Origin of the sequence: Microbacterium sp. LWH12-1.2 (genome assembly GCF_040675825.1) — a bacterium.
Classification (GTDB): domain Bacteria; phylum Actinomycetota; class Actinomycetes; order Actinomycetales; family Microbacteriaceae; genus Microbacterium.
Map to the genome: position 1 here is coordinate 3,406,894 of NZ_JBEGIJ010000001.1, position 16,264 is coordinate 3,423,157.

The following is a 16,264-nucleotide window of genomic DNA, read 5'->3' on the forward strand; positions in this document are numbered from 1 at the left end:
TCGGCGGTTACGCCTTCTCGAGTTCGTCCTCGTCTTCGTCTTCGTATTGATCTGCCCACTTGTCGACGTACTCGTTCTCGTCGCTCGGATGCGCAAGCTCGCGCTCCAGCGCCGAGTAGTTCACCGACGGACTGTACGACTTGAGTTCGCGGGCGATCTTGGTGTGTTTCGCCTTCTGACGGCCACGGCCCATGCGCGACCCCCTTCACGAGTTGAGGTGCGGGCAAACTCGGGCCCGACGCATTCACGGCACCGGCGTGCGGCCGGTAAGAGTAGCATTCAGAATAGCACGCGCGTAAGGGCCTCTGGCCGCTGCCAGGCAGGTGAAGGGAACGATTCTCATGTCAGACAACACCTCCACTCCATCCGACGAAGCCGCACAGAACGTCGCATTGCAGAAAGCGGTGATCGTCGGGATGCAACCGGGCCAGGCCCGGCATGTGCTTGATGAGGCCGCCCGCTATGCCCGATTGCTGAACGCGCCGCTCATCGTCGTCCACGTCGACGTCACCCGTTTCGTCACCTACGAGGATCCAGACGGCTACGTGCACTCCGCGCCCATCGATCTCAACCTCGATGCGGGTGAGGCCGAGTTCGACGCTGTGCAGGCCGAAGCGGGGGAGATCCTCGACCGCACCGGCCTCACCTGGACGGCGCGGCAACTCGTCGGTGACCCGGCGCTGGCGATCAAGCAGCTCGCGGGTAAGGTCGATGCTCAGTTGATCGTCGTGGGCACACGCAAGCGCGGTATCGGTGAATCGATCAGAGAGTTCTTCACCGGGTCCGTCGCCGCGCGCCTCGCGCATCGGCAGCATCGTTCGATTCTTGTGGTCCCGCTCGGCGAATCCGTGCCGGACGACCAGAAGGAGATCTGGCCGGAGTCCTAGGCCGGAGCCGGTTGTCGAGCGAGCGCAGCGCGACGAAACGCGTCACTCCGATGTCGAGTGCGGAGTGACGCGTTTCGTCTCGTCGCTGCGCTCCTCGCTCAACGAACGGGTGAGGGTTGCGCGGTCAGCGGTCAGCGGTCAGCGGTCAGCGGCCCAGTGAGTTGAGCCCGACGGTGATGCCGCGGGCAGCGGTATCCAGGGCGCCCTCGAGGTCGGTGACGATGGATGCCGGCAGTTCGCCGCCCCGAGCGACATGCGTGCGCAGGTCGGTGCGCACCTGTGCACGGAAGGCATTGATCAGAGCATCCGCCCGGTGCAGCTCTTCGCGACTGGAAACCCGGGCGTCGCCCGCCGGTGTCCGCGGGCGGGCCTTCGCTGCGCTCCGCTCGTCGCGCTCGGCCGATGCGAGGTCGGCACGGAGGCTCTTCATCGCATCCTGCACGCTCTGGCGCACCTCGTTGGCGATCAGCCGCACCGAGTCCGCGAGGCCGGACTCGATGCCGGCCAGGTCCCCTTCGCGGGAGGCGAGCTCTGCGCGACCGGCTTCCGTGATGGAATAGATCGTGGTGCGGCCGTCGACGGTCTTCGTCACCAGGCCTTCTTCCTCGAGCTTCGCGAGCCGCGGATAGATGGTGCCGGCGCTGGGCGTGTAGGTGCCGCCGGTGCGATCGGTGAGAGCCTGGATGATGCCGTACCCGTGCTGCGGCGCCTCGGCGAGCAGCGACAACAGGTACAGGCGCAGATCGCCGTGCGAGAAGACTGCGGGGCTCATGATTCCCACTCCGCGTCGTCGGCGACGGATGCCGTGGCGCGGCGCAGCACGGTGATGGAACCCGACACCGAGTTGGCGCGCACGTCGACGAAGCGTCCGGCGAGTTCTCCGGTCGAGCCCGTGTAGTTGCTCGGACCGGAGGAGTTGCGCTCGATCCCGTCGATCAGGATCCGGCCGCTCATCGAGCGCGCGACGTAATTCGCGGGCAGCGTCTCGTCGAGGCGGACGGTGCTGGATCCGGCGACCGTGTTCAGGTTGATCGTGTTCACGTCTCCCACGGCGTCCACCAGGGCAGCGCCGGAGACGGTGTCGATCGTCGCCTTGCGCACGGCGCCGGTGACAGCCACATCGCCGGAGACGCTGTTGGCGCTGAGCGAGCCGGTGAGGCCGCGTACCTGCACGTCGCCGGAGACCGAGTTCACCGTCAGATCGCCGATGAGCGTGTCGACGATGATGTCGCCGGAGACGGTGCTGAGGCGGGCGTCGTTGCTGATGCCGGAGACGAGCGCCCCCGCGCTGACGACGCCCATGTTGAGGGCGATCGCGCGCGGAACGGCGACGCTCACCTCGGCGCGCGGTCCGCCCGAGCCGAAGTTGCGGAAGACCTCGAGGAAGTTGTCCCAGCCCAGCTGCGGGTGGTCGATCTCGACCTCGCCGCCGTGGGACTCCACGCGGAGGTCCTTGATGGTGACGCCGTGCACCTCGATGCGGATGCCCGGCTCGTCGTGGGCGATGATGTCGATCTGTCCGCCGACGAGGCCCACCTTGAGGCGCGTCACGGATTCGATGTCGATGACGCGTTCTTCGCCGGGGGCGATGAGCCACTTCTCGGTCATGTCCTTCTCCTGTGTCTGGGGATTCGCGATATATCGCGTGTCATCACAGTAACACGATATATCGCGAGTCTGTCAAGCCCTGTTCCGTTCAAAGAGCGCAAACGGCTGCATCCGCGGGCAAAATGCAGCCGTTTGCGCTCTTTGAACGCTGACAGGAGCGCGCCTCAGAACGCCGGCGGCGTGTGCCAGATGCGGTCGATGTAGTCGCGGATCGACCGGTCGGAGGAGAAATAGCCGCAGCGGGCGACGTTGAGGATGGCCGAGCGCGTCCAGGCATCCTGGTCGGCGTAGGCGGCATCCACCCTGGCCTGCGCCGCGATGTACGCGGAGTAGTCGGCGAGCACCATGAAGCGGTCGTCGTAGAGCAGATTCGACACGATCGGCTCGAAGACCGACCGATCGCCGCTGGAGAAGGTGCCGGAGGCGATCAGGTCGATCGCCCGGCGCAGCCCCTCATCGGCCTGGTAGAACTCGCTGGGGCGGTACCCGCGCACGGCGAGCGCCTCCACCTCTGGCTCGCTCATCCCGAACAGGAAGAAGTTCTCGTCGCCGACGAGTTCGCGGATCTCGACGTTCGCGCCGTCGTCGGTGCCGATCGTGAGAGCCCCGTTGAGCGCGAACTTCATGTTTCCGGTTCCGGATGCCTCCTTGCCGGCGAGTGAGATCTGCTCGGAGAGGTCGGCGGCGGGGATGACCCGCTCGGCGAGGGTGACGTTGTAGTTGGGCGGGAAGATCACCTTCAGCCGCCCCTCGAGGCGAGGATCGGTGTTGACGACAGCGCCGACCGCATTGATGAGGTGGATGATCCGCTTCGCCATCGCGTAGCCGGGGGCGGCCTTCGCGCCGAAGATGAACGTGCGCGGCTGAATCTCGCCGACGGCCACCCGCCCCGACACGACGCCCTCGTAGGCGCTGACGATGTGCAGCACCTTGAGCATCTGCCGCTTGTACTCGTGCAGCCGCTTCACCATCACGTCGAGCATGTGCCCGTCGCTGACCTCGAAGCCGTCCCGCTCCAGAAGGACCTCGCTCAGGCGGCGCTTGTTCGCCGCCTTCACCCCGGCGAACGCGGTGCGGAACTCGGCATCCGCTGCGAACGGCTCGAGGTCGCGGAGCCGCTCGAGGTCGGTGACCCAGCCGTCGCCGATCGCGGCCGTGATGAGGTCGGAGAGCTCTGGATTCGCCAGACGCAGGAACCGTCGCGGGGTGACCCCGTTCGTGACGTTGGTGAACTTGCCGGGGTAGAACTCGTTGAAGTCGGGCAGCACGTTGTCTCGCAGCAGCTGGGAGTGCAGCTCGGCGACGCCGTTCACCTGCGCGCCGGCGACCGTCGCGAGGTACGCCATCCGGACCGAGCGCTCAGGATGCTCGGCGATGATCGACATATTGCGGATGCGCATCTCGTCGTCACCGAAGCGCTCGCGCACCGCCGCGAGGAACTCCTCGTTGATGCGGTAGATGATCTCCAGGTGGCGGGGGAGCAGCCGGCCCAGCAGCTCGACCGACCACACCTCGAGCGCCTCCGGCAGCAGCGTGTGACAGGTGTAGGCGAAGCACTGCCGGGTGATCTGCCATGCGGCATCCCACGCCATTCCCTTCTCGTCGACGAGCACCCGCATGAACTCGGGCACCGCGATCACGGGATGGGTGTCGTTGAGCTGGAAGATCACCCGCCCAGGCAGCTCCGTCAGGTCGAAATCGTCGGCGATCATGGTGTCGAGGAAGTCGTGGATGGATGCTGCGACGAAGAAGTACTGCTGCTGCAGCCGCAGCTCCTTCCCCTGCGGGGTCGAGTCCTCGGGGTACAGCACTTTCGAGATGGTTGCGGCGTACGTCTGCGCGCGCACGGCCTCCTCGTAGTCGCCGGAGTTGAAGATGCGCAGGTCGAAGGCATCCGTGGCGACCGCGCTCCAGAGTCGCAGCGTGTTCACGCGCCCGTTCTGGAATCCGGGAACCATGTAGTTGTAGGGCACCGCCTGCACGTTCCACGCCGGGATCCACCGACTGCGCATCACGCCGCCGTCGTCGAACTGCTCCGTGCGACCGCCGAACGAGATGGTCTGCGCGGCCTCCGGGTGCGGGAACTCCCAGGGGGAGCCCATCGTCAGCCAGGCATCCGGCTGCTCGACCTGCTGGCCGTCGATGAAGGTCTGTCGGAAGATGCCGTACTCGTAGCGGATGCCGTAGCCGATGTTCGGCACGCCCATGGTCGCGAGGGAGTCGATGAAGCACGCGGCAAGACGACCGAGGCCGCCGTTGCCGAGGCCGGGCTCGACCTCCTGCGCGCGCAGGTCGTCGAGCTCGATCCCGCAGGCGGCGAGCGCCTCTGCCGCGATCTCGGTCAGACCGCTCGCCAGCAGATTGTTGTCGAGCTGGCGCCCCAGGAGGTACTCGGCGGAGAGATAGCAGACGCTCTTGGACGGTGCCTCCTTCTGGCGGCGCAGGTCTTCGAGCCAGCGCGCCATCAGGTAGTCGCGAACGGTGTAGGCAAGCGCGAGATAGCGATCGTTCGGGCTGGATGCCGAGAGGGCGACCCCGCAGTGGAAGTTGAGGTTGCGCAGGAACTCCTGCACGAACCCGTCCACCGTGCTCGGTGGAGCGGTGACGGGGGCAAGGGCGAGCGGGTGGGTGGCATCGCGGTTCTCTGGCACGTATCGACGGTAGCGAGCGGGTGTATCGCGCGCATCAACAAGTCGTGAAGAGTTCGCGCTTGACATTGACGTAGCGGCAACTTCTACGGTGGAGATATCGACACGGAAGGAGGATGCCATGGACAGGCGCGACTGGTCGATCCAGGAGATCGCCCGCCTCGCGGGCACCACGAGCCGCACGCTGCGTCACTACGACGACATCGGGCTGCTCGCGCCGTCGCGGATCGCGCGCAACGGGTATCGGCACTACGACGAACATGCCCTCGTGCGGCTGCAGAGGATTCTGCTGCTGCGCGAACTCGGCCTGGGTCTGCCGCAGGTGCGCGAAGTGCTCGAGAAGGAGCGCAGTGAGGCATCCGCGCTCGAGACCCACCTCGCGCTCCTGCGCGAGGAGCAGAACCGGCTGACGCGGCAGATCGTGTCGGTCGAATCCACAATCAACGCATTGAAAGGAGGTGAAACCCTCATGGCAGAGAACATGTTCGACGGTTTCGACCACACCCAGTACAAGGACGAGGTCGAAGAGCGCTGGGGCAAGAAGGCCTACGCCGACAGCGACCCCTGGTGGCGCGGGATGACGGATGCCGAGCGCACCGCATGGCAGCAGCGCGTGTCCGACCTCGGACGCGACTGGATCGCCGCCGCGGAGAGCGGCATCGATCCGGCATCCGCCGACGCCCAGGACGTCGCACGTCGCCACGTCGAGTGGCTGACGGACGTCCCTGGCACCCCGGCCGCCGTGCCCGGAGGCGACGCGAAGGCGTACGTGATCGGTCTCGGCGAGATGTACGTCGCCGATCCGCGCTTCGGCGCGAACTACGCGACGGCGGACGGCGGCACCCAGGGTGCCGAGTTCGTCCGTGACGCGCTCCGCATCTACGCGGAGGCCAACCTGTAGTCGGCGGGACGTTTCGTCTCGCTTCGCTCGCTCAACGACCGGGGGCTGTCGGCACCCGGTCGTTGAGCGACGAGCGCAGCGATGAGACGAAACGCGGCCGTGCGCTGCGATCGGTGCTCGTGGGCAGCGCGAGGCCGGATCTGACAGGTGCAGAACCTACGATCCGACGCGAACGGCGATGATCCCGGCCGTCGCTGCCACGGCCGCGGCGACGCCGATGGGGCCGGGCCTTTCCTTGAACACGAGTATGCCGATGAGGGCTGCGGCGATCACCCCGGTCTCGCGCAGCGCAGAGACGAGTGCGAGCGGAGCCTCAGCCTGGGCCCAGAGGACGATCGTGTAGGCGGCGAGAGACAGTATCCCGCTGACGATCCCGATCCGCGCGTTCTCGCCGAGTGCGACGAGATGCCTCCGTCGGTCGCGTGACAGTGCCAGGGCGCACAACGGAACGGCGGCGCCCTGCAGCAGGAAAAGCCAGGCCGCGTAGCCCAGCGGTGTTCCGGAGGCGCGCACGCCGACGCCGTCGACGAACGAGTACGTGGTCACGCACGCGCCCACCGCGATGGCCAGGAGCAATCCGCTGCGTGGCCAGCGTCGTCGTCGGCCGAGCGTCAGCGCGAACAGAGCGGTGATGACGATCGCGACGCCCGCGTACTGCACGGTGCTCAGCCGTTCCCCGAGCACCAGCACCGAAAGCACCGTCACGCCGAGAACGGCCAGTCCGCGCGTGAACGGGTAGGCGACACCCAGGTCGAGGTGCGAGTACACCGCGGTGAGCAGAATGAGGTACGCGGTCTGCAGGAGCGCCGAGACGATCAGGGCCGGCCAGGCTGCGGCGTGCGGCGCGGGAAGCACGAACACGCCGATGGCGCCGATCACGAAGTACACGCATCCGATCAGCGAGGACGAGACGAGCCGATCCGTGATCGCCTTCGCCATCGCGTTCCATGTCGCGTGCATGACCGCCGAGCCGAGCAGGGCGACGAGCACGACCGTGCTCATACCGGACGTGCACCGAACGGCCGCCCGGGAAGGTCTTCACGCACGCCCAGCCCGAGGGTCTGGAGCACGTGCGGCACCACGTCGGCGTGATCGACTCCGACGGGTGCCCTGTCGATTCCGGGTCCGCGCGCGGCGATCCATGCCAGGCGCTCCTCGTCGCTGTCGCCGCCGTGGTCGCCCTCGTCGCGGTGCCCATGATCGGTGAGGACGATGATCGTCCAGTCCTCCTGTCCGCCAGTCGGGCGCGCGTCGATCGCTGCCATGAGCACGCCGAGCTGCTCGTCGCAGGTCTCGACCGAGACGCGGTAGCGCTCCGTCACACCCTCGGTATGACCGACGATGTCCGGGAGTGCCGCGTAGGCGAAGACGACGGAGTGGTCGCGGTGGCGCAGTTCCCGCGCGACTCGCGAGATGACGGCCTCGTCCATGGCCGCGACAGTCTCGAGGGGGCCGTCCTCGGATCGCTCGGGCAGCCCTGGTCGGTAACCGCCTCCGGCGAAGAGCGGTCCGCCCGATGCTTCTTCTACGAGCGGCGCCCACGCGCCGGCGGCGAACGTCGTGGCGCCGGGCTGCGCGGCGCGGACCTGGGTGAGCACGTCGGGATACCGGTCGAAGGCGTTCGCGTGGAAGTCGTTGTCGTGCACTCCGTGGAGATCGCGGTAGACACCCGTGGCCATCGTCGACCACACAGGTCCGGAGATCGTCGGGTTCTTCTCGTGCACGCGCACGGTGGCGAGGAATCCGTCAGCGGCGATCTCGTCGAGATGTGGAGTGCGCGCCGCGCGGAGGGTGTCATCGCGGACGCCGTCCCACCCGACGATCAGGACGTGGTTCCGCCGTGCCGTCATCTCGTGCCCGCCCATCGTCGTCATGCGCTCAGACTAGGACTCGACGACGGAGAACTCCACGGAGTGAGGTTATGTGCACATAAGATTTGTTTATGTCGCTCGCGCAGCTCCGGGTCTTCGAGGCCATCGTCGCGTCCGGGAGCATCACGGCCGCTGCGCGGTTCCTCGGTATCACCCAGCCGGCCGTTTCGGCGCAACTGGCGGCGCTCGAACGTGCTCGCGACGTGCAGCTCATCGATCGCCGTACGGGCGCTCCCACCGAGGTCGGCGCTGCTCTGCACGAGATCACTCGGCCGCTTTTCGAACTCGCCGACGTCGCGGAGCGCCACCTCGCCGATGCCGCCCACCTCGGAGGTGAGGTCTTCCGGATCGCCGCTGACGCGCCGGGGTACCTGATGCCGTTGCTCGCCGAAGCGCGCCACGATCATCCGGGCGCCAGGTTCGAGGTCACTGCGGGGAACTCGACCGCGGTGATCGACGCCGTGCGCAGCCGTCGTGCCGATGCGGGCGTCGCGGCCGATGTGCCGGACGATCCGGCGCTGCACCGCGTTGCGCTCCGCGCGCAGGATCTCGTGGCTGTCGTGCGCACGGATCACCCGAGGGCCGGTGGGAAGAAGCTCGCGCTCGCCGACCTCGCCGGGGAACGGCTGATCGGACGCGAACGCGGCAGCGTCACACGGGCCTCGCTGGAGGAAGCAGCCGCGGACGCAGGGGTCGAGCTGTCGTACGGCATGGTCGCCGATACGCGAGAGGCCGTCCTCGCCGCTGTCGCGGCCGGATTGGGCATCGGCATCGTCGCAGAAGATGAGATGCTCGACGACCCGCGCCTGGTGATGCTCGACCTGAGCGATCCGGTGGTCACCGTCACCGAGTATCTCGTGTGCGTGTCCGGCGTGGAGCGGACATCGATCTGGCGAACGCTCGAGGCTGTGGCGAACGCACCCAGGGCGTACCGAGATCGGCCGGCGGGCTAGAGTGGCGGGCGTGAACACTGCCCCCCTCGTTCGCGTCCTGCTCGTCGCCGTGGGTGGCACGGTGGGAACGGCGGCCCGACTCGGGCTGGGTCTCGCGGTACCGGACGCCGGCGGTTTCCCGGTCGCGGTGCTCATGGCGAACCTCATCGGGGCCCTGCTGATCGGCATCCTCACTGCTCGGCTTCCCGCCACGACCGGACTGCGGCTCTTCCTCGGCACCGGTCTGCTCGGCGGGTTCACGACCTATAGCGCGTTCATGACGGGGACGGTGGCGCTGTGGGCGGATGCTCCGCTCATCGCGATCGCCTATGCCGGAGGCACCCTCGTGCTCGGCCTCGCTGCGGCGGCGGGCGGGCTGCGACTCGGACGTCCTCGTGCAGAGGCGACGTCATGAGTCCGTTGCTGTTCGTCGGCGCCGCGCTCGCCGGAGGCCTCGGTGCGACACTTCGCTACCTCGTCGATCTCGGTGTCGCGCAGGTGGCAGGGCGGCGCTTCCCCTGGGGGATTCTGCTGGTGAACCTCACCGGCTCCTTCGCGCTCGGTGTCGTCACCGCTGTTATCCCTGACCAGGCGTTTCTCCTCGGCGCCGGCCTGCTCGGCGGCTACACGACGTTCAGCACGGCGATGCTCGATACGGTCGCCCTCTGGCGCGACGGCGAGCGCCCGGCATCCGCTTTCAACGCGGTGGGGATGCTCGTGCTCGGGCTTCTCGCGGCGGGCCTCGGCCTCGCTCTCGGTTCCCTGATCTGAACCCGCGCTTGCGCAGGTCGCCAGCGCGGGCTACTCTCCTTGCTAATCGTTTAACACGATCGGTCACAGACCCGAGTGATCCCCCCTCGCACCCGTAGCACCCGTCAAAGGAGACACCCATGGCCCGCCTTTCCCGCCGCACCCTCGGCGCCTTCGCAGCCTCAGCGGCAGCCGTCCTCGCGCTCAGCGCATGCTCGTCCTCGACCGGGGGTGAAGGCTCCTCCGAGGGCGGCGACGTCACCCTCAGCTATGCGATCTGGGATGAGAACCAGAAGCCCGCGATGGAGGAGATCGCCGCCGCTTTCACCAAGGAGAACCCGAACGTCACGATCGACATCCAGGTCACGCCGTACAAGGAGTACTTCACCAAGCTGCAGACCGCAGCTACCGGTGGATCGGCCGCCGACGTCTTCTGGATGAACGGCCCGAACTTCCAGCTGTACGCGTCGAACGGCCAGCTCGCGCCTCTCGACGACGCCGGCGTCGACACCGCCGATTACCCCGAGGGTCTGGTCGACCTCTACACGTACGACGGCAAGCTCTTCGGCGCTCCCAAGGACTTCGACACCGTCGCCCTCTGGTACAACAAGGAACTCTTCGACGCGGCCGGTGTCGAGTACCCGACCGCGGGCTGGACCTGGGATGACTTCACCGCCGCGGCGGGCAAGCTCACCGACCCGGCGAAGGGCCAGTTCGGCATCGCTGCCAGCCAGTACGGGCAGGAGAACTTCTACAACTCGATCGCCCAGGCCGGCGGCGAGGTCGTCTCGGCGGATGGCACCGAGACGGGCTACGGCACGCCGGAGGCTCTCGCCGGCATCGAGCTGTGGACCGACCTCATCGCGGCCGGATCGTCGCCGACGGCGCAGCAGATGACCGACACGAACCCGGAGGATTTCTTCCTCTCGGGCAAGGTGGCCATGTTCCAGAACGGCTCGTGGGCGGCGATCGCCTACGGTGACAACGCCGACATCGCCGACAAGGTCGATGTGGCTCCCCTTCCCGCCGGCGCCGAGGGAAACCAGAGCGTGATCCACGGCGTGGGCAACGTCGCCAACGCGAAGAGCCCGCACCTGGCCGAGGCGAAGGCGTTCGCGGCGTTCGCGAGCGGTGAGGAAGCGGCGAAGATCCAGGCCGAGACCGGTACGGTGATCCCCGCTTTCAACGGCACTCAGCAGGGCTGGGTCGACGCGCTCCCGCAGTACGACTTGCAGGTCTACATCGACGCGCTCGAGACGGCCGTCCCGTACCCGGTCTCGAAGAACACCTCGGCGTGGACGAGCATCGAAAGCGAGATCCTCTCGCAGGTCTGGTCGGGTGCGGTCACCCCTGAGGCCGGACTCAAGGACCTCGCCGAGAAGATGCAGGCCGCGCTGGACGCGGAGCAGGAGTAACGACATATGAGCGTCGTCGCGTCTCGCGCCGGCACGTCGGCAGAGCGGATGCCGGAGGCCCCCAGCCCCGGCATCCGCCGCCGCCGGCGCAGCCCCGGAGCCTCCCCATGGTGGGCACTGGTGTTCATCGGCCCCACAGCGCTGGGTATCGCGGTCTTCTATCTCTGGCCGACCGTGCGCACCCTCATCATCTCCTTCACGAAATCCGGGCCGTTCGGCGGCGCCGAATGGGTGGGGATCGAGAACTACGCGCGGCTCTTCCAGGACCCCGAGCTGATCGGGGCCCTCCGCAACACCGCTCTGTACACGGTGATCGCGTTGATCGGCATCCCGCTCGCCGTCGCGATCGCCGCGCTCCTGAACACCACAGGACTCCAGGGGCGAAGCGCGTACCGGACGCTCTACTTCATCCCCGTCGTCACGATGCCCGCCGCGATCGCGCTGGTGTGGCGAATGATCTACAACGGCGACTACGGCGTGCTCAACGCCGGACTCGGCGCCATCGGGATCGACGGGCGCAGCTGGCTCACCGACCCGAACACGGCACTGATCGCGATCGCCGTCGTCGGCATCTGGGCGGGGCTCGGCACGAACATCGTCATCTTCCTCGCCGGACTCCAGGGCATTCCCGACACGATCATGGAGGCCGCGGACCTGGATGGCGCCGGCCCCGTGCGCAAGTTCTTCTCCATCACGATTCCGCTCCTGTCGCCGTCGATCTTCTTCGTGAGCGTCATCAGCGTGATCGGCGCCCTGCAGGTCTTCGACCTCATCTACATGATGCTCGGCCGCAGCAACCCTGCGATGCCGAACACCCGCACGGTGGTTTACCTGTTCTACGAAGCGGGTTTCCTCGACAACGACCGCGGGTACGCGGCCGCCGTCGCCTTCTTGCTGCTCGTGATCATCCTGCTGCTCACGGTCGTGCAGTTCCGCCTGCAGAAGAAGTGGGTGCACTATGAGTGACGTCTCGCTCGACACACGCGCCGTGGTCGGCGCCTCCCCCGCCGGCGAGGATCGCCGCGCCGGAAAGCCGAAGAACCGCGCGATCTGGATCGTGCACGTCGTGCTCGCCGTCGGGGCGGTGCTGATGGTCTTCCCCTTCATCTGGCAGCTGCTGACCTCGTTCAAGACGCTGTCCGACTCGGTTCAGGTGCCCCCGAGCTTCCTGCCCCGCGAATGGGTCTTCACGAACTTCGCGGAAGTGTTCGAGTCGATGCCGTTCGCGCAGATGTTCGCGAACTCGGTGCTGCTCACCGTCGGCCGCACGATCGGCCAGGTCGTGCTGTGCACGATGGCGGGCTATGCCTTCGCGCGCATTCCGTTCCCCGGACGCAACGCGCTGTTCGTCGTGTTCCTGTCGGTGCTCATGGTCCCCTCGCAGCTGTATCTGCTGCCGCAGTACGAGATCATCCAGGCGCTCGGCTGGCTGAACACGCTGCAAGCTCTGATCGTGCCCGGTATCTTCAGCGCCTTCGGGACGTTCCTGATGCGTCAGTTCTTCATGTCGATGCCGGCCGAACTCGAAGAGGCGGCGCGCATCGACGGAGCGAATCCGTGGCAGACGTTCTGGCAGATCATGGTTCCGCTGGCGAAGCCTGGCATCATCGCTCTCGTGGTGTTCACTGTGCTCTGGTCGTGGAACGACTTGCTCTGGCCGTTGATCGTGACGACCGACCCCGCCAAGATGCCGCTCTCGGTCGGGCTCTCCCAGCTCGTCGGGATCCACGGCACCGACTACCCGGTGCTGATGGCGGGCGCACTGCTGGCGACCCTGCCGATGCTGGTGACGTTCATGATCCTGCAGCGACAGTTCATCCAGGGCATCGCGTTCAGCGGATCGAAGGGCTGAGCGATGGCGGGGCGGAGACAACAGGAATCGCGTCGTCCGACGCTTCGGATGGTCGCCGAGCATGCCGGGGTGTCGACGGCGACGGTGTCGTACGTTCTCTCGGGACGTGCGGGCGCCGCGGGTCCCGGCGTCGCCGAGGCGACCGCGGCCCGCGTCCTCGCCTCGGCCGAAGCGCTCAACTACCGCCCGAACAGTGCCGCGCGCACCATCCGGACCGGTCGCAGCGGCACCGTGCAGCTCTCGCTGCACATGCTCAGCGACCCGTGGTCTCTGGCGGTGGCTGACGCCGTGAACGCCGAGGCGAACCGGCACGGCCTGACCACTCTCATCCTCGCCGACGGCGACTGGTACACGGCCCTCGACCGTCTCGAAAGCGACGTCGCATTTCTGGACGCCATCGGATCCGACGAGCAGACCCGCACGAGGATCAACGATCTGGTCAAACGCGGCCAGCGCCTCGTCGTCTTCTCCGAGCACCTCGAACCCGAGGGGTTCGATGTCGTCCGCTCCGATGCCCTTCCCGGGTGCGAGATCGCCATGGATCACCTTCTCGAGCGGCACACCGCCATCGGATGCCTCGCCGCCGAGGCCGCCGTCACGCTCTCGGCGACCCAGCGCACGCGGTACTCGGCCTACGTGCAGCGGATGGCGGATGCCGGCATCGACCCGGCTCCGTCGTGGACGGAGACCTACACGGAGACGCAGGCGAGCGCCTTCGCCGCCGCGGTCCGCTTGCTCACGGGCGAGAATCGGCCGTCCGCGATCTACGCCACCACCGACTTCGCTGCGATCGCCGCGATCAACGCGGCGCACATGCTCGGCCTGCGCGTGCCGCATGACGTCGCGGTGATCGGTGTGGGCAACACACCGGATGCCCGTCTCATCGCGCCGACGCTCACCACCGTCGGCCCCACCGACTTCTATGAGCGTCACGCGCGCATCCTCGTCGACTGCGCTCTCGCGAAGGACCCGCCGCGCGGGCAGCTTCACGAGTTCGAGTGGTCGCTCTTCCCCGGTGCGTCGACAGATCTCGACGCACCCCCGTCCCGCTCCCGGTGACGGTCTCGCCCTTTCCCTCACAATCGACTCCCAGAAGGACCATCGTGGATCTCAAGATCGGCATCATCGGCTTCGGCGCGCGCGCCTCTCTCCGAGAGGAGGTGCAGCGACCGGGCGAGGGATCGCGCATCACCGCGATCTGCGACCCCTCAGAGCGCGCCCGCGATGACGCGCGTCGCCTCGTGCCGGACGCACTCGTCACGGACTCGCTCGACGAACTGCTCGCCTCAGGGGTCGACGCCGTGATGGTGCTCACGCCGGACGACACGCACGCAGCCCTCAGCATCCGCGCCCTCGAAGCGGGCGTCGCCGTCTTCTGCGAGAAGCCGCTCGCGATCCATCTCGCCGACGCCGACGCGATGCTCGAGACTGCCCGCCGCACAGGCAGTCGGTTGTACATCGGTCACAACATGCGGCACATGCCCGTGATCACGCTGATGCGCGACCTCATCCAGGACGGGCGCATCGGTGACGTCAAGGCCGTCTGGGTGCGTCATTTCGTCGGCCACGGCGGGGACTTCTACTTCAAGGACTGGCACGCCGACCGTCGCCGCACCACCGGGTTGCTCCTGCAGAAGGGCGCGCACGACATCGACATCATCCATTGGCTGGCCGGCGCCTACACCGAGCAGGTCGCCGCGATGGGTGAGCTCAGCGTCTACGGAGACATCACCGATCGTCGCGAGCGCACCGGCGAGCGGATGCCGGACTGGTTCAGTGTCGACAACTGGCCGCCCACCTCGCTCACGGGTCTGCACCCGGTGATCGACGTCGAGGACATCTCGATGGTGAACATGCGGCTGACCGGCGGGATCATGGCCTCGTATCAGCAATGCCACTTCACGCCGGACTACTGGCGCAACTACACCGTCATCGGCACCGCGGGGCGCATCGAGAACTTCGGCGACACCGCGGGGAGCGAGGTCAAGCTCTGGAACCGCCGTCACCGTGGCGCGGCCGAGGCCGACGAGACCTTCATCGTGCCCGAGGTCCCGGACGCGGGGCACGATGGTGCCGACGCTCTGCTGGTCGCTGAATTCCTCCGGTTCGTCCGTGACGGCGGGCTCACCGAGACCTCGCCGGTTGCGGCGCGGGAAGCGGTGGCGGCCGGAATTCTCGCGACGCAGTCACTGCGCTCTGACGGCTCCGCGATCGACGTTCCGTCGCTCGATCCCGAGCTGGTCGAGTACTTCGCGCGGGGGCAGGTCGCGTAGGCCCGCCGACTACGAGGCGTCGTTGAACACGTCGCGGCCGATGAGAGTGTCCGTGAGGCGCCAGTCGGTCTCCTTCACAGTGTGGAAGAAGCCGACGAAGGAGGCCCCGGCGTCGCTCGCCCGCTCGATCAGCATCCGCGACCAGCCTTCCTGGGTGATCCAATCCTGTGGCGTCTGTTCGTACGGCGGGTTCGCAGGCCATTGGTGCACCCACGTGCCCCAGGCCCCGTAACCGGGGCCTCCCGGTTGGAAATCGGCGGGGTCGTCGGGGGCGGATGCCACTTCGGCGATGCCCCACGGCTTCGCGCCGGCCAGCGCTTTGAGCCTCGGCACCGGGCCGTTCGGAGTCGAGAACCCGAAGACGTCCTCCGGGCTCTGCCACCCGGCCGAGCCCGTCCGGACGTAGCCCCAGTTGAAGCCGTCGAGCGCGAGAGCGTCGACATGCGCAGATCCGGGGAAGTACGACTCGAAGGGATGCGGCCCGGCTCCGTAGTTCAGAGGATTCCAGAGGAAGACCACCTCGGGCGCGACCGCCTGCTTGATCGCGTACACGTGACGCCACATCGCGATGTACTCCGCCGGTGTGCTGCTCCCGGCGGCCGTGCCGCTCGACCAGGGGCGGCTCGAGTCGTCCATCTCGGGAGCGAAGCGCACGATGATCTCCGCGTCGGCGGTGCGCTGCGCGGCCTCGGTCAGCCACGCCGTCAGCTGGGTGTCGTACTCACCGGCGGCGATCCGGCGCGGGGCGAACTCGGGTTGCTGATCGGCGGGCCGATTCCAGTCCCATGGTTCCCAGGCGATCAGCAGGGCCGAGCCGCGGGCCTCGGCGGCATCGACGTCGTCGTGCGGGAATCCAGGAGACTGCACGAAATCGACGTAGGTGGAGAGCATCCCGTTGCTCCTGCCGAAGGCGGTTTCTTCCGTGGCCATCGTGGGCAGGTCGTGCGACGCCCACCCGAGGATCATCGTCGGATCGTCATCCAGAATGCTGACCGTCGGCGCCGTCGGCGCCGTCGAGCCGGTCGTGCCGCTCGCGGCGGGTGCGGCCCCTGCCAGCGCCGCGGTGAACACGATGGCGGCTGCGAGAAGTGCGAACGGGAAACGAGGCCTTGCGACCATGGGGGACC

Annotated in this window: 17 protein-coding genes; 10 read left to right on the forward strand and 7 right to left on the reverse strand. The window is 67.5% G+C overall.

Translation table 11 applies throughout. The annotated features are described in order from the left end of the window. Window positions 1-7: 7 nt before the first annotated feature. Window positions 8-193 carry a DUF3073 domain-containing protein gene (locus MRBLWH12_RS16255; protein WP_102193934.1) on the reverse strand — a complete coding sequence of 62 codons (186 nt, stop codon included), beginning with the start codon at window positions 191-193 and terminating at the stop codon, window positions 8-10. Between the two features lie 148 nt (window positions 194-341). Here MRBLWH12_RS16255 and MRBLWH12_RS16260 point away from each other — a divergent pair, with 148 nt between their 5' ends. Continuing rightward, window positions 342-887, forward strand: coding sequence for a universal stress protein (locus MRBLWH12_RS16260; protein ID WP_341976214.1), 546 nt, complete (start codon window positions 342-344; stop codon window positions 885-887). A 145-nt stretch (window positions 888-1,032) separates the two neighbouring features. On the opposite strand, the gene MRBLWH12_RS16265 is transcribed toward MRBLWH12_RS16260, so the two are convergent. The 3 genes from MRBLWH12_RS16265 to MRBLWH12_RS16275 form a co-directional block, all read right to left on the reverse strand. After that, entirely contained in the window at window positions 1,033-1,659 is a 627-nt protein-coding gene (locus MRBLWH12_RS16265; protein WP_363550738.1) for a PadR family transcriptional regulator, read from the reverse strand. Beyond that, window positions 1,656-2,495, reverse strand: coding sequence for a DUF4097 family beta strand repeat-containing protein (locus tag MRBLWH12_RS16270; protein ID WP_363550739.1), 840 nt, complete (start codon window positions 2,493-2,495; stop codon window positions 1,656-1,658). Before MRBLWH12_RS16270 ends, MRBLWH12_RS16265 begins: the two co-directional genes overlap by 4 nt. Window positions 2,496-2,659: 164 nt before the next feature. After that, entirely contained in the window at window positions 2,660-5,146 is a 2,487-nt protein-coding gene (locus MRBLWH12_RS16275; protein ID WP_363550740.1) for a glycogen/starch/alpha-glucan phosphorylase, read from the reverse strand. Window positions 5,147-5,264: 118 nt separating this feature from the next. Here MRBLWH12_RS16275 and MRBLWH12_RS16280 point away from each other — a divergent pair, with 118 nt between their 5' ends. After that, the gene (locus tag MRBLWH12_RS16280) at window positions 5,265-6,044 is read left to right on the forward strand and encodes a MerR family transcriptional regulator (protein WP_363550741.1); all 780 of its coding nucleotides are present in this window, start codon (window positions 5,265-5,267) and stop codon (window positions 6,042-6,044) included. Between the two features lie 156 nt (window positions 6,045-6,200). Here the strand turns inward: MRBLWH12_RS16280 and MRBLWH12_RS16285 are convergent, their stop codons facing one another. Together MRBLWH12_RS16285 and MRBLWH12_RS16290 are read right to left on the reverse strand one after the other, a co-directional pair. After that, on the reverse strand, window positions 6,201-7,046 hold the full coding sequence (locus tag MRBLWH12_RS16285) for an EamA family transporter (protein WP_363550742.1): 846 nt from the start codon (window positions 7,044-7,046) through the stop codon (window positions 6,201-6,203). Beyond that, window positions 7,043-7,918: an alkaline phosphatase family protein gene (locus MRBLWH12_RS16290; protein WP_363550743.1), complete on the reverse strand. Its 876-nt coding sequence runs from the start codon at window positions 7,916-7,918 to the stop codon at window positions 7,043-7,045. Before MRBLWH12_RS16290 ends, MRBLWH12_RS16285 begins: the two co-directional genes overlap by 4 nt. Window positions 7,919-7,986: 68 nt before the next feature. Here MRBLWH12_RS16290 and MRBLWH12_RS16295 point away from each other — a divergent pair, with 68 nt between their 5' ends. From MRBLWH12_RS16295 to MRBLWH12_RS16330, 8 genes are all read left to right on the forward strand, one after another. Beyond that, window positions 7,987-8,868, forward strand: coding sequence for a LysR family transcriptional regulator (locus tag MRBLWH12_RS16295; protein WP_363550744.1), 882 nt, complete (start codon window positions 7,987-7,989; stop codon window positions 8,866-8,868). Window positions 8,869-8,878: 10 nt separating this feature from the next. Next, complete coding sequence (locus MRBLWH12_RS16300; protein WP_363550746.1) at window positions 8,879-9,262, forward strand: CrcB family protein; 384 nt, start codon at window positions 8,879-8,881, stop codon at window positions 9,260-9,262. Then, complete coding sequence (locus MRBLWH12_RS16305) at window positions 9,259-9,618, forward strand: fluoride efflux transporter FluC (protein WP_363550747.1); 360 nt, start codon at window positions 9,259-9,261, stop codon at window positions 9,616-9,618. The genes MRBLWH12_RS16300 and MRBLWH12_RS16305 overlap by 4 nt, the downstream gene beginning before the upstream one ends. 119 nt (window positions 9,619-9,737) lie before the next feature. Continuing rightward, on the forward strand, window positions 9,738-11,012 hold the full coding sequence (locus MRBLWH12_RS16310; RefSeq protein ID WP_363550748.1) for an ABC transporter substrate-binding protein: 1,275 nt from the start codon (window positions 9,738-9,740) through the stop codon (window positions 11,010-11,012). A gap of 6 nt (window positions 11,013-11,018) precedes the next feature. Further along, entirely contained in the window at window positions 11,019-11,978 is a 960-nt protein-coding gene (locus MRBLWH12_RS16315; RefSeq protein ID WP_363550749.1) for a carbohydrate ABC transporter permease, read from the forward strand. After that, a complete protein-coding gene (locus MRBLWH12_RS16320) occupies window positions 11,971-12,864 on the forward strand; it encodes a carbohydrate ABC transporter permease (RefSeq protein WP_341976202.1) in 894 nt (297 codons plus the stop codon). Before MRBLWH12_RS16315 ends, MRBLWH12_RS16320 begins: the two co-directional genes overlap by 8 nt. A gap of 48 nt (window positions 12,865-12,912) precedes the next feature. Further along, window positions 12,913-13,923 carry a LacI family DNA-binding transcriptional regulator gene (locus tag MRBLWH12_RS16325; protein WP_363550751.1) on the forward strand — a complete coding sequence of 337 codons (1,011 nt, stop codon included), beginning with the start codon at window positions 12,913-12,915 and terminating at the stop codon, window positions 13,921-13,923. Window positions 13,924-13,967: 44 nt separating this feature from the next. Continuing rightward, entirely contained in the window at window positions 13,968-15,137 is a 1,170-nt protein-coding gene (locus MRBLWH12_RS16330) for a Gfo/Idh/MocA family protein (protein ID WP_341976200.1), read from the forward strand. Window positions 15,138-15,146: 9 nt separating this feature from the next. Here the strand turns inward: MRBLWH12_RS16330 and MRBLWH12_RS16335 are convergent, their stop codons facing one another. Continuing rightward, entirely contained in the window at window positions 15,147-16,256 is a 1,110-nt protein-coding gene (locus MRBLWH12_RS16335; protein ID WP_363550753.1) for a hypothetical protein, read from the reverse strand. Window positions 16,257-16,264: the final 8 nt, after the last annotated feature.

Coding starts and splice junctions, on each gene's coding strand:
- MRBLWH12_RS16255 (WP_102193934.1), bottom strand. CDS start 193: ATGGGCCGTGGCCGTCAGAAGGCGAAACACACCAAGATCGCCCGCGAA.
- MRBLWH12_RS16260 (WP_341976214.1), top strand. CDS start 342: ATGTCAGACAACACCTCCACTCCATCCGACGAAGCCGCACAGAACGTC.
- MRBLWH12_RS16265 (WP_363550738.1), bottom strand. CDS start 1,659: ATGAGCCCCGCAGTCTTCTCGCACGGCGATCTGCGCCTGTACCTGTTG.
- MRBLWH12_RS16270 (WP_363550739.1), bottom strand. CDS start 2,495: ATGACCGAGAAGTGGCTCATCGCCCCCGGCGAAGAACGCGTCATCGAC.
- MRBLWH12_RS16280 (WP_363550741.1), top strand. CDS start 5,265: ATGGACAGGCGCGACTGGTCGATCCAGGAGATCGCCCGCCTCGCGGGC.
- MRBLWH12_RS16285 (WP_363550742.1), bottom strand. CDS start 7,046: ATGAGCACGGTCGTGCTCGTCGCCCTGCTCGGCTCGGCGGTCATGCAC.
- MRBLWH12_RS16290 (WP_363550743.1), bottom strand. CDS start 7,918: ATGACGACGATGGGCGGGCACGAGATGACGGCACGGCGGAACCACGTC.
- MRBLWH12_RS16295 (WP_363550744.1), top strand. CDS start 7,987: ATGTCGCTCGCGCAGCTCCGGGTCTTCGAGGCCATCGTCGCGTCCGGG.
- MRBLWH12_RS16305 (WP_363550747.1), top strand. CDS start 9,259: ATGAGTCCGTTGCTGTTCGTCGGCGCCGCGCTCGCCGGAGGCCTCGGT.
- MRBLWH12_RS16310 (WP_363550748.1), top strand. CDS start 9,738: ATGGCCCGCCTTTCCCGCCGCACCCTCGGCGCCTTCGCAGCCTCAGCG.
- MRBLWH12_RS16315 (WP_363550749.1), top strand. CDS start 11,019: ATGAGCGTCGTCGCGTCTCGCGCCGGCACGTCGGCAGAGCGGATGCCG.
- MRBLWH12_RS16320 (WP_341976202.1), top strand. CDS start 11,971: ATGAGTGACGTCTCGCTCGACACACGCGCCGTGGTCGGCGCCTCCCCC.
- MRBLWH12_RS16325 (WP_363550751.1), top strand. CDS start 12,913: ATGGTCGCCGAGCATGCCGGGGTGTCGACGGCGACGGTGTCGTACGTT.
- MRBLWH12_RS16335 (WP_363550753.1), bottom strand. CDS start 16,256: ATGGTCGCAAGGCCTCGTTTCCCGTTCGCACTTCTCGCAGCCGCCATC.